Source organism: Paenibacillus ihuae (genome assembly GCF_001368795.1).
GTDB classification, from domain to species: domain Bacteria; phylum Bacillota; class Bacilli; order Paenibacillales; family Paenibacillaceae; genus Paenibacillus_AQ; species Paenibacillus_AQ ihuae.
Genome location: NZ_LN831201.1, coordinates 75188 through 97252, shown reverse-complemented (window position 1 = coordinate 97252; position 22065 = coordinate 75188). Strand labels below are relative to the sequence as shown.

The following is a 22065-nucleotide window of genomic DNA, read 5'->3' as shown; positions in this document are numbered from 1 at the left end:
TCGTCAAGAAGATTTTGCACAATCTATTTAATTAATCATTAAGCTCACTACATTTTAAGGAGGTTAACATTGACGGGACATCAGCCTGACGAAGAACGCATATTTGAACTGCTGCAGGCGCTGAACAAGGGAATAAGCCCGAAGTTCGAACGATGTGCCGGCATCAGCCCCACAAGGCTCCGCCTGCTCCATGAGCTGTTCCAGGTTGAAGAGATCAGCCAGATTGCGCTGCAGAAGGAAATCGATATCGATGCCGCAGCCATTACCCGCCATTTGAGGGGTCTGGAAGAGAGCGGAATGGTCACCCGCCGTAACAACCCTATAGACAATAGAGTTACTTTGGTCTCGCTGACCCAGCAAGGGCGGGATAAGGTGCATTGCTACAAGGAAGAGAAGAACCGTTTTATCAGCAGTTTACTTACCGGATTTGACGAGCAGGACCGCAAGTCACTCGTGGATAAGCTTACCCGGCTGCAGCATAATATCAATCTACTGTAGCCTTCACCCATATACCAACTATTAAAGGAGATTATTTCACATGAATGCAACGAAAACAAATGACTTCAATTCGATTATTTCCGGCCGCCGCTCCGTGCGCCAGTATGATCCAAGTGTCAAAATCAGCAAAGAAGAAATGACCGAAATTCTTACAGAAGCTACCTTGGCTCCATCTTCAGTAAACATGCAGCCTTGGCGCTTCCTGATCATTGAAAGTGCCGAAGCCAAAGCCAAGCTGGCGACAATCGCCAAGTTTAACCAGCTGCAGGTTGAAACCTCTGCCGCTATGATCGCTGTATTCGGCGATTTGAACAACTTCGAGTATGGAGAAGAAATTTATGGTACTGCAGTAGAGCGCGGCTTGATGCCGCAGGAAGTGAAAGAAGGCCAGCTGTCCCGTCTGGCAGTACATTTCGCCAATCTGCCTGCGGATATCAACAGAGAAACCGTGATGATTGACGGTGGTCTGGTCTCCATGCAGCTGATGCTGGCTGCCCGTGCCCATGGGTATGATACCAACGCAATCGGCGGATTCGAAAAGGACCAGATTGCCGAAATGTTCGGTATGGACAAAGAGCGGTACATTCCGGTAATGCTGATCTCCATCGGGAAAGCTGCTGCCGAAGGCTACCCATCCGTACGTCTGCCGATCGATAAGATTGCGGAGTGGAAATAATCTACTAACCAGGAGGAATGAACAATGATTATTATTCATGCAACACTTCAAGTGAACCCCGAACGAGAGGAGCAGTTTCTGGCAGAAGCCGAGACGCTGCTGAATGCTACACATGAGGAAGAAGGCAATATTTCTTATGAGCTGTACAAGCATGTCTCCCGGAGCAATGTCTATATTATGGTGGAGGAATGGCGTGATGCTGAAGCTGTTGCCGGTCATAATGCAAGTCCGCACTTCACCGGCTTCGCGGCCAAAGCAGGCGAATTTCTGACAGCACCGCTGGATGTTAAGGTATATAACGGAGAACTGTTCAGCAAGTAAGGACAAGTTGTTGTGAAAAAAGCTCGCAGGAGCCTGTGTTTACATCACGCCGCCATGGCTAGGGTAGTTGCCCTTCATGGGATGGCGGTGTAAGCAGGCTTCTGCGGGCTTATTTGTGCTAGAGAAGGATGGGGCCGGTGTGGCCGGTTCCGAGCATTGATTTCTGCCCCGGATCGCCAGCCTCCTCAGCTGGTTTCGAATTTTCTGCGCAGGGAATGGGTGAGCTCTTGTAGGTCATTGATTTTGTCGTTGACCTGTTGGGAGGAGGTCATTTGATTTTCACTGCCTGCAGACAGCTGCTCCATGGAAGCCACATTCTCCTCGATAACGGCGGAAATATTCGTCATGTCATTGGATATTTCCTGCGATGCTGACTCGATAGTCTGAATGGATCCATTAAGATCGTTAATAGCTGTCACCAGCTGGCTGATGGTTTGATACACCAGGTCAAAATCTGACATGAATTCTTTGGCAGAGGTAACAGACTCAGCCGAGATTTGTTTTCCGGTCTCCATTTGTGATACAGAAGCGGCACTTTCTTCCCGCACTTTATTGAGAATGAGTCTGATTTCTTCGGTGGAATTATTGCTCCGCGCAGCCAGTTTGCGGATTTCACTTGCTACCACGGCAAACCCCTTCCCATGCTCACCGGCTCTTGCGGCCTCGATCGAAGCATTAAGGGCCAACAAATTGGTCTGGGTAGCCACGTCCTGAATTAATGAAATGATGCCTTCGATTTTTTGAGTGGACTCGTTCAGGGATACAATGGTTTCAGTAGCTGTCGTAATCGTTTCGGATACGAGGGTAACCTGATCGTACAATACTCTCGTATTATGCTGGTTATCCGCGAGGGCCTGCTCGGTAGCTACCGTTCTTTTTTGCATGGTTGAAGAGGTCTGAGAGGTCTGTTCGATCATCTTAGTGATAGATTGTACAGAATTCTCCATGCTGACCAGCGATTCGCTTTGATCATTCAGTCCGATCGATACCTCTTTGAACGAGTGCAGCATCTCTGTATTCACGCGGATGTTGCCTTCCGACAGCTGAGAGACGGCAGAGGAGGTGTGGTCAAGCTCATCCGAGAGCTGCTTCACCGTCTCTAAGAGCACGATAACTTCGTTCTGCTTTTTAGTCTTCTCCCCTTCAAGCTGTGAGGTGATTTTTTGCTTAGAGATGATCTGCAGGATGGTAGCCGCTGAGGTCATAAGCAGGAACAAGGCATGAATAAGCATCATGCTAAAAGGGTAGCTCGACACTCCGAACACCAGCTCAGGGACGAGTAATAATCCCAGGATATGCTGCACCGCAAACAAAATGGTCATTATCAGAGTAAGCATGATATTTTCGTAGTAGGCAACAATTGCAATCGCCATGAAAATGGAAAAGTGAAACTCTACCGTTCCGCCCCCGCCTGCGATCATGGAGAAGCTGCCGAAGGTTATGGCCAAAGTATTCAGTAAAGGGATGTACTTATGTTCCCTGTTCTTGCTGTATAACCAAATGTTAATAACCAGGAAAATGACCGGAAGGGCCAGCAGTACATTCATAGAAAAAGCAAAATACCTGGCAATCGTTAAGGCTTCCTCTTCGTTGTGAATCATGCCCAGGCTCAGTAAATCAAACTGCCTATGCAGCAGGTGAATCAAAATACTGATGGCAATCGTTGCGGCTGACATCCAAATCATTAATCTGTTTTTTTGCCGGATCATGTTTCATCATCCCCTCATATGCAAAGCAAGTATAGATCCCATGAACCTTCTAAACTACTAATCATTAAGTACATATTCGCTAAGACTCATAGTTTAATTGGTTCGATTACTAGGTCTATACTGCTATATAACGGTCTTTTAGCATCATATTTTTATAACATCCCATGTGAAATTATGAATCGGCTGGCTTTGGGTTTCCCGAACCGCTAGAATAAAATACAATATGTAATGCTATTAACGAGAGGGTGACCCGGCAATGAATATTTTCGAACCTTCCCAAGTGCTGAGTGCTTTGCCTAAGCAGTTCTTTGCTGCGCTTGTTTCCAGGGCCGGCCAGGTAGCGGCTGAAGGACGTGATGTCATTAATCTCGGGCAAGGCAATCCTGATATGCCTACCCCGTCTCATATTGTAGAAGCCTTACAGAGGGCGGCGGTTGACCCTATGAATCATAAGTACCCGCCTTTTCGCGGGCATGGCTATCTTAAAGAAGCTGCGGCAGCTTTTTATAAACGGGAGTATGGTGTAGAGCTGGACCCGCAGCGGGAGATTGCTATTCTGTTCGGCGGAAAAACCGGACTGGTTGAGGTAGTGCAGTGCCTGCTGAATCCGGGTGATACCGCACTCGTGCCGGACCCCGGTTACCCGGATTACTGGTCTGGTATTGAGCTGGCCCGGGCTGATATGGAGATGATGCCGCTCAAGGAGGAGCGCGGGTTCCTGCCTGACTTTACGGCTATACCCCCGGATACGGCGGCCAAGGCGAAGCTGATGTTTCTTAACTACCCGAACAACCCGACCGGCGCGGTGGCTGACAGTGAGTTCTTTTTGGAGACGGTCAGATTTGCGGAGAAGCATAGCATTTGTGTGGTGCATGATTTTGCGTATGCTGCGATTGGCTATGAGGGGCAGCGGCCGGTCAGCTTCCTCCAGACACCAGGGGCTAAGGAGACCGGCATCGAAATTTATACCTTGTCGAAGACCTATAATATGGCCGGCTGGCGGGTGGCCTTTGCCGCAGGAAATGCCAGTGTGATCGAGAGCCTGAATCTGCTGCAGGATCACCTGTATGTCAGCTTGTTCGGGGCCGTACAGGAAGCGGCTGCTGCTGCGCTGCTGGGTCCGCAGGATTGTGTCCGCGAGAACGTAGACCGTTATGAAATGCGGCGCAACACGTTAATCAGCGGCCTGCAGCAAATCGGCTGGCAGGTGGAGGCTCCGCGCGGCTCCTTCTTTGCCTGGCTTCCTGTTCCGGAAGGCTATACCTCTCAGAGCTTTGCGGACCTGCTGCTGGAGCAGGCGCATGTGGTTGTCGCTCCGGGTATTGGCTTCGGTGCTTATGGCGAAGGCTATGTGCGGATCGGACTGGTAAGCGATGAAGCCCGGCTGGCGGAAGCCGTGCAGCGGATCGCGGGATTGAAGCTGTTTATTGCGGAACATTCTCTGTAGTCACGGCCAAACCCAAATTAGTAAAACCACAAGTTCAAACTTTATAGCATAAGTGATATTAAGAAGAAGCGGGGCACAGAGATGAAGATAACGCTATTGAAGCATGGAATCAGGAAGAATGAGGTGTGGTTTGCTGCCGACTGCGGTGAGGGCAGGGGGATCTGGGGCGGCGGGTCTCCGCCGGAGCCCGGAGCTGTGCTTGAGGCGGAATTTGAGCTGCCTGCTCTTATTATGCGCTGGGTAGATCTAGTTCCGGTAAATAGCAGTGACTGCGGGATACGTATAGATGGGGAACAGGTGATATTAACCGGTATACTGGAGAATATTGAGGCTGACGGAACGGGGTATTTGCGGCTTGGGCCGGAATTGATCATGTTCGAATGCCTGGGTGAACCGATGGCACTGGGCGGCTGGGTGGAGATACGGACCCGGGAGCTGGCGGTCTATCCGGTGATTTAATCAGCCGAGCGGTAGCGGCTGTAAGCCTATAATTATTACATCTGCATAGCCACTCCTGAAAAAATAGGCTAAGATAAAACAACAGGTTTGAAGTACAGCTATAAGGAGCAGAAGTCCAATGAACAGCGATATTCAGCAATTTAAGACGGAATTTTTCAAGGCGCTGGCTCATCCGATGCGGATCCGCATCCTGGAACTGCTGAGCGAAGGCGAGAAGAATGTAAATGAGCTGCAGGCGATTCTCGGTTCGGAAGGCTCTGCGGTATCCCAGCAGCTGGCCGTCCTCCGTGCCAAGAATGTGGTGGCCAGCGTCAAGGAAGGAACTACGGTGATTTACTCTCTGCGCGATCCCCTGATTAAGGATCTGCTGGCAGTGGCCAGACAGATCTTCGATAACCACCTGGTAAATGCTATTTCACTCCTTGAGGGTATCCGCAGCGAATAACTTTCCGCCCTCATTAGGGCGGATTTCCCGTTGACAAGAACGGCTGGCAGGAGTAATGTTGCTCATATATTCAAATAATCAGATATTTAAAGAAAAGAAGGTTAGAGGATGACAGGGTGGGGCCGTTTTCAAGGCTACAACATTGCTTCTTTGCGTAAAGATATCATTTCAGGGACAATCGTCGGCGTCATTGCCATCCCGCTCGGGATGGCATTTGCTATTGCTTCAGGTGTAAAACCGGAGTACGGAATTTATACGACCATTGTAGCCGGAATACTGATTTCCTTATTCGGCGGTTCGAAATTTCAGATTGGCGGGCCTACGGGGGCATTCATTCCGATTTTGTTCGCAATTGCCATGGAATACGGGTATGAGAACCTGCTGATTGCAGGGATGATGGCCGGGGTTATACTCGTGGTTATGGGCCTCTTGAGGCTTGGCGTTCTAATCAAGTTTATTCCGAAGCCGGTAACCATCGGCTTTACAGCCGGGATTGCCGTCATTATCTTTACCGGGCAGATCGGGAATTTCCTCGGGCTTAAGGGAATTAAACGCCATGAAGCCTTCATCGACAATATGAAGGAACTTGGCATGCACATCTCGACGGTGAACCTGTATAGTGTGCTGACCGCTGCAATATGCTTTGCGGTAGTCGTGCTGGGGCTGCGCTTTGCCCCCAAGGTACCGGGATCACTGGTCGGGCTGCTGTGCGCCAGTGTGGTTGCGGCATTGTTCTTCAGCGGTAAAGTCACTACCATCGGCTCGGCTTACGGCGATATTCCGAACACACTGCCGAGCTTTCACTTTCCCGTGATCACCTGGGAGCGGATCAGGCATCTGCTCCGCCCGGCATTTGTAATCGCCATGCTGGGGGCGATTGAATCGCTGCTGTCGGCGGTGGTGGCCGACGGAATGTCCGGCAGCCGCCATAACAGCAACCGTGAACTGATCGGCCAGGGCATCGCGAATATTGCCGCGCCGATGTTCGGGGGAATTCCGGCGACAGGCGCGATTGCCAGAACGGCAACGAATATCCGCAGCGGGGCCGCTTCTCCGCTGTCAGGTGTGATTCACGGCGTTGTAGTGTTCCTTATTCTATTGTTGTTTGCGCCGTATGCTTCCAGCATTCCGCTTGCAGCTATGGCGCCGATCCTGATGGTAGTTGCCTGGAATATGAGCGAGCGCAAGCAGTTCCTGCAGCTGCTGAAGCTGGGAACGGGGGATTCCCTTGTACTGGCCATTACTTTCCTCTTAACGGTATTCGCAGATTTAACGGTTGCGGTGGAAGTAGGGCTGGTACTGGCCGTAATCCTGTTCGTCAAACGGATGGGTGAGACCCATCTGGTTGCCAAGGTGCTGCCTGATCCTGCATCGGTAAAGGTAGCGGCGCATATGGTGACAGACAGCCATGATTGCCCGCAGATCGGAATTTATAATGTGGAGGGGCCTTTGTTTTTCGGGGCTGCTTACAGGTTTAATGATACAATGCCGGAGCTTGGCCCCGGCCAGGCGAAGCTTATTATCCTTCGGATGGGCAAGGTGCCGTTTATTGACACCACAGGTGAGGCAAATCTGGCGGAGCTTGTGAAACAGCTGCAGGCAGACGGAGGAAAGCTGATGATTACCGGTGCCCAGCCCCAGCCGTATGATCTGCTGAAGAGAACAGGCCTGTACGACAAAATCGGAGCCGAGCATTTCTTCGATCACACGGGAGATGCCATCAATGCAGCACTGGGAATGATCCATACAGACCGCTGCGCAGGCTGCAGACATGCCGCATTCCGGGAATGCGGAGCGTTATCCGGAATGGAGGAAGTGCCGGGCCGGGGCGTCCTCAAAGGCAGAAAGCCGGCAGTGGCGGGAAAGCTCAGTAGCGGAATCCAGTAGGGCAGAGCTTCCATAATTATATATAAATATAACAGCCTGGGTGCATCCTGATGCCCGGGCTGTTATATTTATTATGGGCTGGTGAATACCCTATTTGTACACAACTAACTGTACTCTATGTAATCTGGATAAGGAGATTGTACCCTGATGAAGGAACTTAATTATGGCAAGGTGTTTATGCTACTCGCTGGACTGTCCCTGGCTACTCTGGGTGTATACCGCGTAGTTTCGCTGCGGACGGATAATTTTTATGATTTTTTGCTCTGGAATTTTTTCCTGGCCTGGATTCCCTTTTTGTTCTCAAGTGCAGCATATATGCTGGATAAGCGGAAGGTCGGCTGGCTCCTGCTGCTGCCGCTGGGGATTGCCTGGCTGCTGTTTTTTCCAAACGCGCCGTATCTGATGACGGATCTCCTGCATCTGACCGCGAGAAAAAGCATCTATATCGTCGGCGGAGAAGTGCAGAGCCGGTTCTGGTATGATCTGGTTACCTTGCTTCTGTTCACCTGGAGCGGCTGGCTGACGGGATTCTTCTCACTGTATCAATTTCAGAACGTGATCTGCCGCAAAAGCAATCTTGTGTTTTCCTGGATCTTTGTACTCGCCGCGTGTGCTCTTGGAGGCTATGGTGTATTGCTTGGCCGGGTATACCGGCTGAACAGCTGGGATGTACTGACAGACCGTCATCAGCTGTATCAGCTGGTCGAAGACAGCCTGAACCGGCAATCGCTGTTCTTCAGCCTGTTTGTGGCTGCTGTTCTGCTCGTGATTTACGCTACGCTATATTTCTTGCTGAACGGGCTGGGCAGCGGCAGTAGCCGCAGGACTTATGCCAAAGGCGGAAAAAGCTGATCCTCCGGATCAGGCTGCGGATGGAACTGGTACTCCTCCAGGTCGATCCCGCCATTGTCCTCAAACTGCACCCCTTCACCAAGCAGATATAGCTTCTGGAGGGAGCCGGATTCATCGTCCAGAGCGATTCTACCTTTGGTATTGACGACTCTGTGCCACGGCAGCTTGTATTTGCGGCTCATGGAATGCAGAATCCGCACGACCTGTCTGGCGGCTCTAGGGCTTCCGGCAGCACGGGCCACCCCTCCGTAGGTCATTACTTTTCCCTCGGGTATGGCTTGAATAATTGCAATAACCTTCGCAGTAAATGGTGTCATAGGTTCTCCTTCAAGTTTCAGCTGCTGTAGGACTCATTAACTAATTATATCAAAGGATGTGTATGCTTTGGGAAAGCTTATCCCCGGACAACAAGGAATGAGACTGTCGCCTGATCACCCGAAAGGGCTTGGCGGCTGGCTGGTGCTTATACAAATCGGGCTGTATCTTACGCTTATCAGCACCGTTTTAACGATTTTTCAATTTTTCAACAGTACCTTTGGCAGTGAGACCTGGGATATGCTGACTACTCCCGGAGGGGTGGATTATCATAACCTGTGGCGGCCTACGCTGTTGTTTGAAGTGATCGCTAACATCGTGATAGTTCTGCTTGCAGCTTACCTGCTTATACTGCTGTATAACAAAAAATCGGTGTTTCCGCGTTGGCTGATTTTCTTCTACCTCGGTAATCTGCTTGTATTAATCGTTGATGCTGTGCTGCTCTCGAATATTCCTTCCTCAGACGATTGGGTCAGCGGCAACAGAGTCCAGGACATCGCGCGGACCATGCTAACCTGCTTAATCTGGATCACCTATGTTTTACGCTCCAAGAGAGTCCGAAATACGTTTGTAGAATAGATATGGCGTTATCATTCTTTTGTAAGAGAGCCGCAGCTGCGGCTTTTTTATTTTCCCGAAATATGAGTGCAAAATATTGGCGAATAGGAGTGAGGATAGCGGGGGATAATCTGGACAAAAGCATGGACAGGAGTGACGGCTGTGGCAAATGCAAAAAACACAGAAAACAGCGACCGTTCTGCCCTGAAAATAGATTCTTCGCAGCCCCTGAGCCGCTCTCTGGATGATATGATGGCGCTGTTCCGGCGGATATTCAGAAATGATGGCACACTTAGAATACGAGTAATAGAGAATGCCCGTGACAAGCGTATCCGCTGCGGCATCATCTATGTTGACGGAATGATCGACAGGGATCTGATCCAGAACGGGATTACGAAGCCGGTCATGACCTATGAGTTTACCGCTGAGGATGGTAGCAATCCGGCTGAGCTCATGGAAACGATCCGTACCCGGGTGATCAATATCAGCGACATTACCGCTTCGGAGAAGCTGGATGAACTAATTGGCGCCGTGGTAGGCGGCAAAACGATCTTTTTCCTGGACGGCTATGCCGGTGCGCTGAATATTAATGCTCAGGGCTGGGAGACGCGGGCAATAGAAGAACCATCAACCGATAAAGCGATCCGGGGGCCAAGGGAGGGCTTTAATGAGTCGCTGCTGACCAATCTGACCCTGATCCGCCGCAGAGTGCAGAATTCCGATCTGAAGTTTGTGTTTACGGATATCGGTACGCGGTCGAAAACCCAAACCTGCATCTGTTATATGGAGAGCCTGGCCTCCCCGGATATTCTTGAGGAGCTGCAGGGACGGCTGGCGCGGGTGGAGATAGACCATCTGCTGGATACCGGGTATCTGGCCGAGCTAATCCGCGATGAACCCTACTCCCCTTTTGAGATGATTGGAAGTACGGAGCGGCCGGATTCGGTGGTCAGCAAAATTATGGAAGGGCGGATTGCCCTGCTGATTGAAGGCAGTCCGTTTGCCTTGACCCTGCCGTATGTATTTGTGGAGAATTTCCAGGCCAGTGAGGATTACTATATCAATTATTCCTTCGCCACGTTTAACCGGCTGCTCCGGGTAATCGGTGCCTTTCTGTCGATCAGCATTCCTGCCGTTTATGTCGCGCTGGTGACGTACAGTCAGGAGATGGTGCCTACGCTGCTGCTGCTTAGTATAGCGACGGCACGTCTGTCGGTTCCTTTTCCGACCATTGTCGAGGCGTTTCTCATGCTGACCATCTTTGAGATTCTGCGTGAAGCAGGCGCACGGATTCCCTATTCGATCGGCCAGGCGGTCAGCATTGTTGGTGCGCTTGTACTGGGCCAGGCAGCTGTAGATGCGCGGATCGTCAGCGCACCGATGGTCATTGTTGTCGGTCTGACCGGGATCACAACGCTGCTCAACCCCCGGCTCACCGGGCCTTTGATTATCGTGCGAATTCTGCTGTTGCTGACAGCTTTCTTTTTCGGGATCTACGGGTATTTCTTCGGCCTGCTGGGACTGGTGATTCATCTGATGAGCCTGCGCTCCTTCGGCGTATCTTATATGCTTGGCGTGGGCTCCATCCGGCCGCAGGACATCAAGGATACGGCTGTCCGTGCACCCTGGTGGGACATGTATCTGCGTCCGGCGGTTATCGGTGCGCGGAATATGAAGCGGAAGCAGCCTAAGAGACAGGTCAAACGATGAAGAAGAGCGTGTCTAAAATTCTGTCTGCCCTGCTCTCTGCCGCTATGCTGATCAGCCTGTCCGGCTGCTGGAACTATTCGGAGATCGATGATATGTCCATTGTCGCCGGTGTAGCGATCGATAAGAATAAAAAGGAAGGCAACCTGCAGCTAACCGTGGAAATGGTCGATACCCAGGGAGGGATGCAGCAGAGCCAGGCCAGCTTCAAAATGATGAGCCTCACTGGTAATACGATATTTGATATTGCCCGTAATATGATCTCTGTGACCGGCAAAAAGCTGCTGTGGAGTCATGCCAGGGTTATTATCCTCAGCGAGGAGGTGGCCCGGGAGGGCCTGATTAAAGTCATTGACTGGTACAGCAGGGATACGGAGACCCGGGCGGATGTATTTCTATTTGTATCGAGTGAAAAAAATGCCCGCGAAGTACTGAATTTGAACAGCGAGACAAAAACGATCATTTCCTATGAACTGGCCCAGATGATGAATGACGAGACCTTTACCAGCACTGCACCGGTTGTGCAAATCTGGGATTTCATCGACAAGCTGGAGACGTTAGGGAACAGTGCTGTAGCGCCGCTGATCGATATTAATGATAAGAACGGCCAAAAAAATGAGCGCGTGAACGGAACCGCGGTATTTGTGGGGGACCGGATGGCCGGCAAATTGGATGGGGAAGAAACCAAATACTCTCTTTTTGCCAAAGACAAAATTAAAGGAGGCGTCCTGGAGGTGAAAAACGCAAAGGGGATTCCCACCTACTCTCTGGAGATTTTATCAAGCCGAACGAAGGTGAAGCCCAAATGGGTGGACGGCAGGTTAGAAATGCAGATCCATACTGTCACACATACTGGACTGGACGAGGTGATGAGTGCTGAGGGATTTGCCGGTGACGAAAGTATTCAGGCTATTGAGAAACGGGCGGGTGAAGCCCTGCAGCAAAAGATTCTCTCCGTTATCCGTAAGGTGCAGCAGGAATATCATGCCGATATATTTGGTTTTGGCGAAGTCATACATGAAGAGATGCCGAAAGCCTGGCGTGGACTTAAGGAGAAGTGGCCTGAGGAATTTACCGGTCTGAACGTGAAGGTCAGTTCGGAAATCATCATTAAGAGCACAGCCAAAACATCCAGAACGATTAAGTTAGGAGATTAAATACAATTGCCCATTTACATCGTGCTGATTTATGCGGTTATCGTGTTATTCGATCCCTACGGGCTGCTGAAGCAAGGGAATAAGCGGGACTTCTATATGTGCTCTGCACTATGCCTTGTTTCTTTTTCACTGGCCTTTGCATTATCGATGCACTGGGAGATCCCCAGTCCCTCACCGCTGATTGTCCATGTTGTTAAAATGTTATTCTAGGGTATGCCTGAAAGGAGGGAGCTGGCGTGGGCAAAGAGATTATACCGGCTGGACAATCGACCAGCATCGTCATCCTGTTCATTATCGGCAGCTCCCTGTTTATGGGGGCCTCCGGGCAGTCGGGCAACAGCAGTTGGATCGCTCTGATCATTGCTATGACACTTGCGGTCCCTCTTATCCTTGTCTACGCGAGACTGCATGTCCTGTTCCCGGGAAAAGATCTCTACGATATGCTGATTTCGGTATTCGGTGCGTATTTTGGCAGGGGGCTCTCGTGCCTTTACATTTGGTATACCTTGCATTTGGGGGCCCTGGTGCTGCGTAATTTCGGGGAATTCAGTAAAACGGTCGCTTTGACGTCCACGCCAATGATCGCACCGATGCTGATTATCGGTCTGCTCTGTATTTGGGTAGTGAATGCGGGAATGGAGGTGCTTGGACGAAGCGCCAAATTTCTGCTGCTGTTCACCTTGGCGGTTATTATTGTTGTCCAGCTGCTCTCCGTTCCCAAATATGAAATTCATCATTTGAAGCCGCTTCTGGACAGCGGGTGGGGTCCGGTCTTTGCAGATGCTGGGGGCACGGTTACCTTCCCGTTTGCAGAGATTGTGGTTTTTCTTGGTGCGTTCACCATTCTTCCCAAAAAAGGTTCAGCGACCCGGGTTATGCTCAGCGGCGTACTCTTCGCGGGGACGATAATTACGGGTATCTCTGTGCGTAATTTGCTTGTGCTGGGTCCTGAAATTTTATCCTCCCTGTATTTTCCTTCCTATGTGGCGGTCAGCCGAATCAATGTAGGTGATTTCCTGACCCGGATTGAAGGTTCGGCGGCCATTGTATTTGTAACGGCGCTGTTTATCAAAGTGAGTCTCTGCCTGTATGTATCCTGCAATGGGATGGCGAAAGTATTCCGGCTGAAGAGCTACCGCTCCGTGGTGCTGCAGATGGGGCTGATCATGGTCTATCTGTCCGATTTCATCTACATGGACATTATGCAAATGCAGTATTTTGCCTATCATATCTATAAAATTTATGCACTTCCATTTCAGGTGTTCATTCCGCTGACGTTGTGGGTTACGGCTGAGGTTATGGCCAAAAGGTCCAGCCGTAAGGCTGCAACCCCACAGCAGTAAATGTGCGTAAGAAGAACCACAACTTCCTGTTGCATTACTTACAGGGAGTTTTTTTGAGATTTCCAACCTTTGCCGAAGATCGTTATAATGGTAAACATAGCAGATGCCTTCGCAGGCTGTTTGCAGCATGAACGTCAGAAAGGAGGAAGCCTGGTGAGCGTTTCCAGTATCATGATGTCCTCGCACTGGGGCAGAGAGGTCAGGCATAAGTATCTTGTTCAGGAATCCAAGGTGCTGGCTGTTGTCTTTCCGGGGCAGAATTATTCCGCCGAGCGCTCCTTGCTTGATTACGCTGGCAAAGTAGCAGCGGAATACGGCTGTGATCTTCTGATCCTGGAGTATGGTTATCAGATTGCACGGGCGGGATTCAAACGGGAAGAGCTGGATATTGTCGTAGAGGAATGCAAGGCTGCGCTTGCCGCAGTTCCGGAGTATGAGCAGCTGCTGTTCATCAGTAAAAGCATGGGGACGGTCATCGCCGGACGGCTGGCGGCTGAGATGGTTATGCAGCAGAAGACCTCACATCTGTATTTGACCCCGATCGCGGAGACTCTTCCATGGATTCAGCAGAGCCGGGGCAGTGTCATTTATGGCGGCAGCGATCCAATGTTCAGCGGGCAGTATGCCGCAGAGATCGGCGGATTGCATAATATCAGGGTGTACCGGATTGATGATGCCAATCACGCGCTGGAAGTGGGCAGTGTTAATGAGTCGCTGGCGGTGCTGCTGGTGATTATTAATTTCTATCATGAGTTCTTTCGTGATGCACTGCAGGGGTAACTCGGGAAGTCCAAACATTCTTTTGTAGTCACTGCTAATCCTGAAATAGATGTAATCTCAAGCATATAACTAGGAGTGGATCAGATGATATTGGAAGCAGCCATGCTGCAGGTAAAGCCGGGGCTTACCGCGGAATTTGAAGCCAGTTTTAAAGAAGCCTCTCCCCTGATCGCCTCGATGGAAGGCTACCTGGGACATGAGCTGCAGCACTGTCTGGAGGATGACCACAAATATCTGCTGCTAGTAAAGTGGCGAACCCTTGAGGATCATACGGTAGGCTTCAGAGGATCAGCGCAGTATCAGGAATGGAAGGCCCTGCTGCATTCCTACTACAGCCCATTCCCGGTAGTAGAGCATTTCACCAGTATTAATCTGGACTAAACGGGAGGAAGGTTATGCAGGGGAACCGAATTGGAGTTGGACGGACAGCAGAGGTATGGGAACATGGGGAGGGCACCATTTTAAAGCTTTATCTGGAGGACTTCCCCACTGCGGCTGTGGAACAGGAATTCAAGGTTAGTACATATGTCCATGCCCAGGGAATCCGGACTCCCCGGCCGCTTGAGCTGATCGAATCAGAGGGGAGAAGCGGGATCGTATTTCAGCAGATTCATGGCCGCTCACTGCTGGCGATGATTGGCGAGAAGCCTTGGAGATTGGCTGAATATTCTAAGAAACTAGCGGCCCTGCATTACAATCTGCATCAGCTTGAGGGCAATCCGGAACTTGGACTATATAAGGATTATCTGCGAAAAAATATCATTTCCGCACCCATGCTCACGATGGAGGAGAAATCGGCAGTTCTGGAGCAGCTGGAGAAGCTGCCGGAGGGCAGCAAGCTGTGTCATGGCGACTTCCATCCCGACAATGTGCTGCTGGATGAGGAAGCCTGGATCATTGACTGGATGACCGGTATTACTGGGAATCCTGCTGCAGATACGGCACGGTCGGTACTGATGTTAAGTATAGGGGCAATGCCTCCGGGAACCTCTCTGTTTACCAGAGTGGTCACAGGCTTTATCAGGCAGAGGCTTACAAAAGGCTATATCCGGGAGTATCTTAGCCTATCGGGGGGAAGCTATGCTGAAGTCAATGCCTGGATACTGCCGGTAGCCGCAGCCCGCTTAATCGAAGGCGTTCCGGTAGCAGAGAAGGAGCAGCTTGCCAAGGAAGTCCGCAAACGCCTGAGATCGGTCCGCAAAGCCTAACCTGTTTGGGAAAGAGGTGCATCATGCCCACATACATTGCGCTGCTGCGCGGCATTAATGTCGGAGGCCATAAAATTATTAAAATGCAGGATCTAAAGGCGATGTTTGAATCGCTCGGGTGTGGGAATGTCCGTACCTATATCCAGAGCGGTAACGTTGTGTTCGAGAACGGGGAATCCTCAGGGGAAAGATTAGTCCCGATGATAGAAAAGCGGATCAGGGAGACCTTCGGCTTTGAGGTTCCCGTAATCCTTCGTACTGCGGAAGAGCTGGAGTCCGCTATTCAGGCGAGCCCTTTTCAGCTGGAGGCCCTGGAGGATTTCAAGCGGCTGTATGTTTCATTTCTTGATCAGGCGCCGTCTGCAGGTTCTCTGGAGAAGCTTCTTCCCTACGGGGACGGAGCTGATAAGCTGCGGGTAGTTGGTAAAGAGTTGTACATATTGTATGAGGTAAGCGTCAGCCAATCGCCGCTGTTTAAGGTTTCTCTGGACAAGCTGCTCGGTGTGCAGCTCACCGCCCGCAACTGGAACACGGTGAACAAGCTGGCCGCAATTTGTCGGAAAGCCTGAGGTTTAAGAAACGGGCGCGCTCTAAGGACGGCTCTTCAAGCATCACAGGTCATAGCATGTAGTATAGGCCCCGCCATGCGGGGCTTTTTTGCGCGCGGTTGTTCCGGTGGTTGTAAGGATTCGATGAAATACATTCTCCGGGATTCCTTGGATTTGAGGATTCAGCTAACATTCAGCTTGATTTCATTATCCGTTAAGGTAAGGGTGCCATAATACACCTAGGCAAAGGTTGACACTGGGGATAGAGCACTGCCGGATTAAAGGAGAATTGAACGATGGGAGTGGGGGACAATGAGTTTCATTAAAAAGCTGGGTTCTGACGTAGTATTGCTGATCATACTGCTGCTCGCTGCATTTCTATACGGCTATGGAATCTGGAATGACCAATATGTAAATACGTACTATACAACCGCGGTGGGGAGCATGATGCAAAGCTTCCATAATTTCTTCTTCGCCTCACTGGATTCTGCCGGTTCGGTAACGGTAGATAAACCGCCGGTGACGTTCTGGATTCAGACGCTGAGCGCCATGATCTTCGGTCTTCACGGCTGGAGCGTGATTCTGCCGCAGGCCCTCGGCGGCGTGGGTTCGGTGTTGATTGTATATCTGCTGGTAAAGCCCGGCTTTGGCAGAACTGCAGCACGCCTCGCCGCGCTGGCAATGGCTACCACTCCGGTAGCTGCAGCTGTCAGCCGTACGAACAATATCGATGCTATGCTGGTGTTTACGCTTTTGCTGGCAGCATGGTTTTTATTCAAGGGAACTAAACATCATACAATCGGCAGTCTTCTCATCGCCTTTGGGCTGATCGGGGTCGCCTTTAATGAGAAGATGCTGCAGGCATATATGGTTCTACCAGCCTTTTATCTGTTCTATATTCTAGCGGCAAAAGTGAGTTGGAAGAAGAAAACCGGTGTACTGGCAGCCTGCACTGCTGTGCTGCTGGTGATTTCACTCTCCTGGGCGGTCATCGTTGACTCCATCCCGGCAAGCAAGCGGCCATATATGGGGAGCAGCGGCACCAACTCTGTGCTTAATCTGGCATTCGGCTACAACGGGGTATCCCGGTTGACGGGTGACCGCAGCACTGGCGGCAGCGGGGGCGGAATGCCTGGATTTGGCGGCGGCAATTTCAGTAATGACGGGCAGATGCCGGGTATGAATGGAGAGATGCCGTCATGGAGTGGCGGACAAATGCCGGGCATGAACGGAGAGATGCCTGCGATGGGCGGCACCGGGGGACCGGCAGGCGATGATGGCGGAATGCCTGGACAAGGCGCGGGAGGCAGAATGGACGGAGAAGGCCGGCAGTTCGGCGATGCTGACGGCGGCCAAGGCCGCGGCATTATGGGCGGCGGTATGAACGGCGGCGGTGGCATGTTCAATACAGGTACAGCCGGACCGCTGAGGTTGTTCCAGTCGGCATTGTCCGGGCAGGCCAGCTGGCTACTGCCCTTTGTATTATTCGGCGTAATTGGAATTTTTGCCGGCATACGCCGGAAGAACTTCACCATGAAGCATAAAGAGGCTTTGTTCTGGCTCGCCTGGCTGGTGCCGGCTATGGGATTCTTCAGCATCGCCGGATTCTTCCATCAGTATTATCTGATCATGATGGCTCCGCCGGTTGCAGCGCTAGCCGGTGCGGGCTGGTCACAGCTCTGGAACTATTATAAGGAACGTTCAAGCTGGCTCTCCTGGCTGCTGCCCGTGGCCGTGCTGGCTACAGCAGCCTTTCAGTGGTACATTATTCATCCTTATGACGATACGATTGGCAGCGGATGGTCGACGGGGGTTCTGGCGGCAGGAATTGCCGCAGCGCTCCTTCTGATTCTTGTCAGAATCATTAAAGGCCAGGAGAAGAGAGTTTTTGCCCACGCAGCAGCGGTAATGGGGCTGCTGGTGCTTATGATCGGGCCGCTCTACTGGGCGTTTACGCCGATCACCTATGGGCTGAACAGCATGACTCCGGCAGCCGGACCCGACAGCAGCGAAAGCGGCGGCTTCGGAGGCGGGGGCAGAAACAACCCTACCGGAGTGAATGAGAGTCTGCTGGCTTACCTGAAGGAGCATAACACCGGTGAACAATATCTGTTCGCTGCCATGGATTACGGAACAGCAGGTCCGTATATCATTGACGAAGGTGAGCAGGTAGTTATTCTGAACGGGTTCAACAGCTCGGACGTGCCTTATACGACCGACACCCTGAAGGCGCTCGTTGAGAGCGGTAAAGTGAAATATTTCCTCGTTACCAGCGGCGGTATGGGCGGCGGACGGGGCGGCAGCAACTCTGAAATTACCAGCTGGATCACCGAGAACGGTACAGCAGTGCCGTCAGCGGATTGGCAGGGAAGCGAAACAGGTGTAAATGGCGGAACGTTGTATGAAATTACACTTAAGTAATGGATGAGCCTAAGAACGAAGCAGTCAGGACAAAACTTTTTAGGAGGAGCTGCTCATGAGTACCAACGTGCGCTATTCCGTAATAATACCGATGTTTAACGAAGAGGCAGTGATTCAGGAGACCTACCGGCGGATCAAGAAAGTGATGGGAACGACAGGAGAATCCTATGAATTACTCTTTGTTAATGACGGCAGCACAGACAACTGTGCACAAATGGTAGAGGAATACAGCTACTGGGATGAGAGCGTGAAGCTTATCGATCTATCCCGCAATTTCGGGCACCAAATCGCGATTACGGCCGGCATGGACTATTCCCTGGGCGATGCGGTGATTATTATCGATGCCGATCTGCAAGATCCGCCCGAACTGATCCTGAAGATGATTGAGGAATGGAAAATGGGCTACGAGGTCGTATACGCCAAACGCATCAAACGTAACGGAGAGTCACTGTTCAAAAAATGGACGGCAAGCGTCTTCTACCGGATACTCCGGTATTCTACGGATATTTCCATTCCGGTCGATACCGGTGATTTCCGGCTTATTGACCGCAAGGTCTGCGATGAGCTCAAACGCCTGCCGGAGAAAAACCGGTTTGTACGCGGCCTGGTCAGCTGGGTAGGGTTTCGCCAGAAGGCGATCGAATATGAGCGTGACGAACGGCTGGCCGGAGAGACCAAATACCCGCTCAAGCGCATGATCAAGCTGTCCCTGGACGGCATCACCTCTTTCTCGTACAAACCGCTGAAGCTTGCGGGTTACCTGGGAGGTCTGCTGTCAGCCGGAGGTTTTCTATACCTTATGTATGTGCTCTACCTGGCGCTCTTTACGGACGCGGCCGTTAAGGGCTGGGCGTCGATGATCGGTATTACCTTAACTTTCAACGGGTTCGTCCTGATTATGCTGGGCATTCTGGGCGAATATGTAGGCCGGATCTATGACGAGACCAAAGGCCGCCCGCTATACATTGTACAGGAATTTTATGGAGGCAGGGTGCAAAAGACCGTGCAGGAGCCCCAGGTAGCCCACCTTAACAAATAACGGCGGAAGGGAGCGGTTCAGCATGAAGATCAGAAAAGCAGTAATTCCGGCCGCAGGGCTGGGCACGCGGTTTCTTCCGGCAACCTAGGCCCAACCAAAGGAAATGCTGCCCATTGTGGATAAGCCGGCGATCCAATATATTGTGGAAGAGGCGGTCCGCTCCGGGATAGAGAGCATTATTATCGTGACTGGACGCAACAAAAAGTCGATTGAGGATCATTTTGACAAATCGGTTGAACTGGAGCAGACGCTGCTGGATAAAGGCAAGCTTGACCTGCTGCGCGGGGTGCAGGCGGTCAGCGAGCTGGCAACAATCCATTATATCCGCCAAAAAGAGCCGCTTGGACTCGGGCATGCTATCCTCTGTGCGGAGCAGTTCATCGGCAATGAGCCGTTCGCTGTATTACTCGGAGACGATATTATGGTCTCTGAACCTCCGGCACTTTCGCAAATGATGAAGCTGTATGAACGGGCGGAGAAGACGATTGTTGGCGTTCAGCAGGTGCCGCGGCAGGATGTAAGCAAGTACGGCATCATAGCATCCGGCGGTTCTGACAGCGGCGTGCATGTGGTAAGCGGACTTGTGGAAAAGCCGTCGCCGCAGGCGGCACCGTCGGACAATGCCATTATGGGCCGCTACATTCTGCCGCCTTCGATATTCTCCGTGCTGGCGAAGCTTGAGCGGGGCGCGGGTGGGGAATACCAGCTGACGGATGCTCTGCACGAGCTGTGCCGAAGCGAAGGACTGCTGGCGCTGGATCTGCAGGGCAAACGGTATGATATCGGCGACAAGTTCGGCTATATCCAGGCCACGCTGGAAATCGGCCTGCAGCGTGAAGAATTGCGCCCGCAGCTGCTGCCGTATCTGCATAAGCTGCTCAGCAGCATAGATAATGCCGGAGCAGAGCCGCTGCTGTGGGGCCAGAGTGCATCCGGAAGCGGCCGGAGCTGATGATGATCAAGCATAGCCTTTTGTGCAGAGATCCAGTTACTGGGTATGGGTGCGATGGTTCACTGTTAGGTGCTGAGATCGGGTGCTTAGCATGCCAATAGAGCCTCGGGTTCCAGTAACTGTATATTTTGCAGTTATCAACGATGATTTTAGGATGATTTGAGCTCCAACTGTACTCTGTACAATTAAATATTTAGAATTACGTAGTTCCAGCCCATTTTCCCAAATGTAATTGTACGAAGTGCAGCTGTTTCTTCTACAGTCTTAAAATGAGGAAAATAACTGTATGAAATACAATTAGAGATCCATCTAGCGATTCAATTGTTGTTCGCCCAGTCTTCCAGTCCGACCGGATGCTGTATGACCTTCCCCCATGGTACAAAAGAGGCCAGCCGGTAATTCCCGGCTGGCCTCTTACTGCGCAAACATCAGCAAACGTAATGAATTATGCCTTCAGCAAATCGTGGTCCACATATCGGGCGCCGTTCAGCTCACTGATAATGTTGATGGCTACCTTCGCACCATCACCGGCAGTGATAATCGCATGTACACTGACTCCGGCCACGGTTCCTGCTGCCCAAATGCCTTCGACATTGGTTTTGCCTTCCGCATTCACGGCAACCACAGTTTTGATTCTCGGCTCCGTGCCGTCTTTGGTCTCCACGCCCGCCTTAGCGGCGAGATCCGTCAGTACGCCTGTAGCCAGGATCACATGCTTTGCTTCATAAGTAGCGCCACCTTCGCTCTCAATGACTACACCTCCGCTGCCCGCAGTGAGCTTCACAGCCTGATCGTTCACAAGCTCCGCTCCGAATTTGACGGCTTGCTTATGTCCGGTTTCTACGAGGTCTGGGCCGCCGATTTCAGAGATTCCGTAGAAGTTCTCATACCAGCCTCTGCGGGTCATGCCCTTGTCATTATCGATCAACAGCGTTTTTTTGCCCGCCTTGGCGGCGAACAGGGCGGCACTTGCACCGGCAGGACCGGCTCCGATAATTGCAATTTCATACATGGATTGCGACCTCCTAAAAGTTTTGTGAGCATAGCTTCCTGATTGGTTTCGTACAAAACTGGCTTCGGAAGCATACGCTTAAGTTTTGTGAGCCTAGCTTCCTGCTTACTATTATAACGTTGATTACTGCTTATTAGCTACTAATCCAATAGACACGGTAAGGTAATATTGAAGCTTGTGCCTTCACCCGGTGTGCTCTCGACGCTGATTGCTCCGTTATGCGCCTCAACAATCGATTGGGTAATCGACAAGCCGAGGCCAGAACCGCCGTATTTCCGTGTGCGCGACGAATCGCTACGGTAGAACCGCTCAAAAACATGGGGGATATGCTCGGCTGAGATGCCGCTTCCGTTATCCCGAACGGCGAGTTTCGCTTCCGAATTCCGGGCGTGCAGCGAAATATGGATACTGCCTTTTTCGGTATCCGTATGCTGTACGGCATTATGGAATAGATTAAGAATGACTTGTTTGATTTTGTCGGAGTCAACCATTCCGCTGATCCCGTATGAAAGATCAAAAGTAACCTTACGGTTGCCGGCAAGCACCAGCAGCTGCGGCTTCATTTCATCGATGACTTCGCCCAGCGGCAGCTGTTTGACCCTGAGCTGTGGGGCCCCGTCCATTCGGGCCAGCAGCAGGAGATCCTCAACCAGCTTGTTGATCCGTTTTGATTCCCCGTGCATGCTCTTTAGAGCATTGTAGAGCTGCTCTTTGTTATCGGCAGCTCCGCG

23 protein-coding genes and 1 pseudogene are annotated in these 22065 nt (G+C 51.4%); 20 read left to right on the top strand and 4 right to left on the bottom strand.

Annotation, left to right across the window (positions count from 1 at the left end):
* Positions 1–69 precede the first annotated feature (69 nt).
* Genes AQR02_RS24820 through AQR02_RS24810 form a run of 3 tightly spaced genes read left to right on the top strand, consistent with a single transcriptional unit; the run spans position 70 to position 1495 of the window.
* Positions 70–498 carry a MarR family winged helix-turn-helix transcriptional regulator gene (locus AQR02_RS24820; RefSeq protein ID WP_108722098.1) on the top strand — a complete coding sequence of 143 codons (429 nt, stop codon included), beginning with the start codon at positions 70–72 and terminating at the stop codon, positions 496–498.
* A 40-nt stretch (positions 499–538) separates the two neighbouring features.
* Positions 539–1174: a nitroreductase family protein gene (locus AQR02_RS24815; RefSeq protein WP_054943078.1), complete on the top strand. Its 636-nt coding sequence runs from the start codon at positions 539–541 to the stop codon at positions 1172–1174.
* Between the two features lie 24 nt (positions 1175–1198).
* Positions 1199–1495: a putative quinol monooxygenase gene (locus AQR02_RS24810; protein WP_054943077.1), complete on the top strand. Its 297-nt coding sequence runs from the start codon at positions 1199–1201 to the stop codon at positions 1493–1495.
* 185 nt (positions 1496–1680) lie between these two features.
* Here AQR02_RS24810 and AQR02_RS24805 read toward each other — a convergent pair whose 3' ends face one another.
* Complete coding sequence (locus AQR02_RS24805) at positions 1681–3204, bottom strand: methyl-accepting chemotaxis protein (protein WP_054943076.1); 1524 nt, start codon at positions 3202–3204, stop codon at positions 1681–1683.
* Between the two features lie 256 nt (positions 3205–3460).
* Between AQR02_RS24805 and AQR02_RS24800 the strand changes: the two genes are divergently transcribed.
* From AQR02_RS24800 to AQR02_RS24780, 5 genes are all read left to right on the top strand, one after another.
* Positions 3461–4651 carry a pyridoxal phosphate-dependent aminotransferase gene (locus AQR02_RS24800; RefSeq protein ID WP_054943075.1) on the top strand — a complete coding sequence of 397 codons (1191 nt, stop codon included), beginning with the start codon at positions 3461–3463 and terminating at the stop codon, positions 4649–4651.
* Positions 4652–4732: 81 nt separating this feature from the next.
* On the top strand, positions 4733–5110 hold the full coding sequence (locus AQR02_RS24795; protein ID WP_054943074.1) for a hypothetical protein: 378 nt from the start codon (positions 4733–4735) through the stop codon (positions 5108–5110).
* Positions 5111–5228: 118 nt separating this feature from the next.
* The gene (locus AQR02_RS24790; protein WP_038585474.1) at positions 5229–5555 is read left to right on the top strand and encodes an ArsR/SmtB family transcription factor; all 327 of its coding nucleotides are present in this window, start codon (positions 5229–5231) and stop codon (positions 5553–5555) included.
* Positions 5556–5663: 108 nt separating this feature from the next.
* Positions 5664–7442 carry a SulP family inorganic anion transporter gene (locus AQR02_RS24785; RefSeq protein ID WP_054943073.1) on the top strand — a complete coding sequence of 593 codons (1779 nt, stop codon included), beginning with the start codon at positions 5664–5666 and terminating at the stop codon, positions 7440–7442.
* Between the two features lie 147 nt (positions 7443–7589).
* Positions 7590–8294 (top strand): DUF1361 domain-containing protein, encoded by a 705-nt coding sequence (locus AQR02_RS24780; RefSeq protein WP_054943072.1) that lies wholly within the window; start codon positions 7590–7592, stop codon positions 8292–8294.
* Here the strand turns inward: AQR02_RS24780 and AQR02_RS24775 are convergent.
* Positions 8270–8611, bottom strand: a complete 342-nt coding sequence (locus AQR02_RS24775; RefSeq protein WP_054943071.1) for an MGMT family protein — start codon at positions 8609–8611, stop codon at positions 8270–8272. The two genes, AQR02_RS24780 and AQR02_RS24775, sit on opposite strands and share 25 nt — an antisense overlap.
* Positions 8612–8678: 67 nt before the next feature.
* Here AQR02_RS24775 and AQR02_RS24770 point away from each other — a divergent pair, with 67 nt between their 5' ends.
* The 12 genes and pseudogenes from AQR02_RS24770 to galU all read left to right on the top strand — a co-directional run bounded on the left by AQR02_RS24770 (position 8679) and on the right by galU (position 20322).
* Positions 8679–9188, top strand: a complete 510-nt coding sequence (locus AQR02_RS24770; protein ID WP_054943070.1) for a DUF2569 domain-containing protein — start codon at positions 8679–8681, stop codon at positions 9186–9188.
* Positions 9189–9329: 141 nt separating this feature from the next.
* Positions 9330–10877 carry a spore germination protein gene (locus AQR02_RS24765; protein ID WP_209444294.1) on the top strand — a complete coding sequence of 516 codons (1548 nt, stop codon included), beginning with the start codon at positions 9330–9332 and terminating at the stop codon, positions 10875–10877.
* Positions 10874–12031: a Ger(x)C family spore germination protein gene (locus AQR02_RS24760; protein ID WP_054943069.1), complete on the top strand. Its 1158-nt coding sequence runs from the start codon at positions 10874–10876 to the stop codon at positions 12029–12031. The genes AQR02_RS24765 and AQR02_RS24760 overlap by 4 nt, the downstream gene beginning before the upstream one ends.
* A gap of 6 nt (positions 12032–12037) precedes the next feature.
* A complete protein-coding gene (locus AQR02_RS24755) occupies positions 12038–12241 on the top strand; it encodes a hypothetical protein (RefSeq protein WP_054943068.1) in 204 nt (67 codons plus the stop codon).
* 26 nt (positions 12242–12267) lie between these two features.
* Complete coding sequence (locus AQR02_RS24750) at positions 12268–13374, top strand: GerAB/ArcD/ProY family transporter (protein ID WP_054943067.1); 1107 nt, start codon at positions 12268–12270, stop codon at positions 13372–13374.
* A 153-nt stretch (positions 13375–13527) separates the two neighbouring features.
* Positions 13528–14154 (top strand): BTB/POZ domain-containing protein, encoded by a 627-nt coding sequence (locus tag AQR02_RS24745; protein WP_054943066.1) that lies wholly within the window; start codon positions 13528–13530, stop codon positions 14152–14154.
* 84 nt (positions 14155–14238) lie between these two features.
* Entirely contained in the window at positions 14239–14535 is a 297-nt protein-coding gene (locus tag AQR02_RS24740) for an antibiotic biosynthesis monooxygenase family protein (protein WP_054943065.1), read from the top strand.
* Positions 14536–14549: 14 nt separating this feature from the next.
* A complete protein-coding gene (locus AQR02_RS24735) occupies positions 14550–15362 on the top strand; it encodes a phosphotransferase family protein (protein ID WP_054943064.1) in 813 nt (270 codons plus the stop codon).
* 23 nt (positions 15363–15385) lie between these two features.
* Entirely contained in the window at positions 15386–15931 is a 546-nt protein-coding gene (locus AQR02_RS24730; RefSeq protein ID WP_054943063.1) for a DUF1697 domain-containing protein, read from the top strand.
* A gap of 291 nt (positions 15932–16222) precedes the next feature.
* Positions 16223–18331: a glycosyltransferase family 39 protein gene (locus AQR02_RS24725; RefSeq protein WP_054943062.1), complete on the top strand. Its 2109-nt coding sequence runs from the start codon at positions 16223–16225 to the stop codon at positions 18329–18331.
* Between the two features lie 55 nt (positions 18332–18386).
* Positions 18387–19370, top strand: a complete 984-nt coding sequence (locus AQR02_RS24720) for a glycosyltransferase family 2 protein (RefSeq protein ID WP_054943061.1) — start codon at positions 18387–18389, stop codon at positions 19368–19370.
* Between the two features lie 22 nt (positions 19371–19392).
* A pseudogene (galU, locus tag AQR02_RS24715) lies at positions 19393–20322 on the top strand (UTP--glucose-1-phosphate uridylyltransferase GalU).
* A 445-nt stretch (positions 20323–20767) separates the two neighbouring features.
* Here galU and AQR02_RS24710 read toward each other — a convergent pair.
* A complete protein-coding gene (locus tag AQR02_RS24710) occupies positions 20768–21334 on the bottom strand; it encodes an FAD-dependent oxidoreductase (protein ID WP_054943060.1) in 567 nt (188 codons plus the stop codon).
* Positions 21335–21474: 140 nt separating this feature from the next.
* Positions 21475–22065: sensor histidine kinase (locus AQR02_RS34850; RefSeq protein ID WP_245237723.1), on the bottom strand; the 591-nt coding region annotated here is incomplete at its 5' end.

What these genes read in the sequence shown, in the direction of transcription:
- AQR02_RS24815 (WP_054943078.1), top strand. Translation starts at nt 539, where the DNA reads ATGAATGCAACGAAAACAAATGACTTCAATTCGATTATTTCCGGCCGC.
- AQR02_RS24810 (WP_054943077.1), top strand. Translation starts at nt 1,199, where the DNA reads ATGATTATTATTCATGCAACACTTCAAGTGAACCCCGAACGAGAGGAG.
- AQR02_RS24805 (WP_054943076.1), bottom strand. Translation starts at nt 3,204, where the DNA reads ATGATCCGGCAAAAAAACAGATTAATGATTTGGATGTCAGCCGCAACG.
- AQR02_RS24800 (WP_054943075.1), top strand. Translation starts at nt 3,461, where the DNA reads ATGAATATTTTCGAACCTTCCCAAGTGCTGAGTGCTTTGCCTAAGCAG.
- AQR02_RS24795 (WP_054943074.1), top strand. Translation starts at nt 4,733, where the DNA reads ATGAAGATAACGCTATTGAAGCATGGAATCAGGAAGAATGAGGTGTGG.
- AQR02_RS24790 (WP_038585474.1), top strand. Translation starts at nt 5,229, where the DNA reads ATGAACAGCGATATTCAGCAATTTAAGACGGAATTTTTCAAGGCGCTG.
- AQR02_RS24785 (WP_054943073.1), top strand. Translation starts at nt 5,664, where the DNA reads ATGACAGGGTGGGGCCGTTTTCAAGGCTACAACATTGCTTCTTTGCGT.
- AQR02_RS24780 (WP_054943072.1), top strand. Translation starts at nt 7,590, where the DNA reads ATGAAGGAACTTAATTATGGCAAGGTGTTTATGCTACTCGCTGGACTG.
- AQR02_RS24775 (WP_054943071.1), bottom strand. Translation starts at nt 8,611, where the DNA reads ATGACACCATTTACTGCGAAGGTTATTGCAATTATTCAAGCCATACCC.
- AQR02_RS24760 (WP_054943069.1), top strand. Translation starts at nt 10,874, where the DNA reads ATGAAGAAGAGCGTGTCTAAAATTCTGTCTGCCCTGCTCTCTGCCGCT.
- AQR02_RS24740 (WP_054943065.1), top strand. Translation starts at nt 14,239, where the DNA reads ATGATATTGGAAGCAGCCATGCTGCAGGTAAAGCCGGGGCTTACCGCG.
- AQR02_RS24735 (WP_054943064.1), top strand. Translation starts at nt 14,550, where the DNA reads ATGCAGGGGAACCGAATTGGAGTTGGACGGACAGCAGAGGTATGGGAA.
- AQR02_RS24730 (WP_054943063.1), top strand. Translation starts at nt 15,386, where the DNA reads ATGCCCACATACATTGCGCTGCTGCGCGGCATTAATGTCGGAGGCCAT.
- AQR02_RS24725 (WP_054943062.1), top strand. Translation starts at nt 16,223, where the DNA reads ATGAGTTTCATTAAAAAGCTGGGTTCTGACGTAGTATTGCTGATCATA.
- AQR02_RS24720 (WP_054943061.1), top strand. Translation starts at nt 18,387, where the DNA reads ATGAGTACCAACGTGCGCTATTCCGTAATAATACCGATGTTTAACGAA.
- AQR02_RS24710 (WP_054943060.1), bottom strand. Translation starts at nt 21,334, where the DNA reads ATGTATGAAATTGCAATTATCGGAGCCGGTCCTGCCGGTGCAAGTGCC.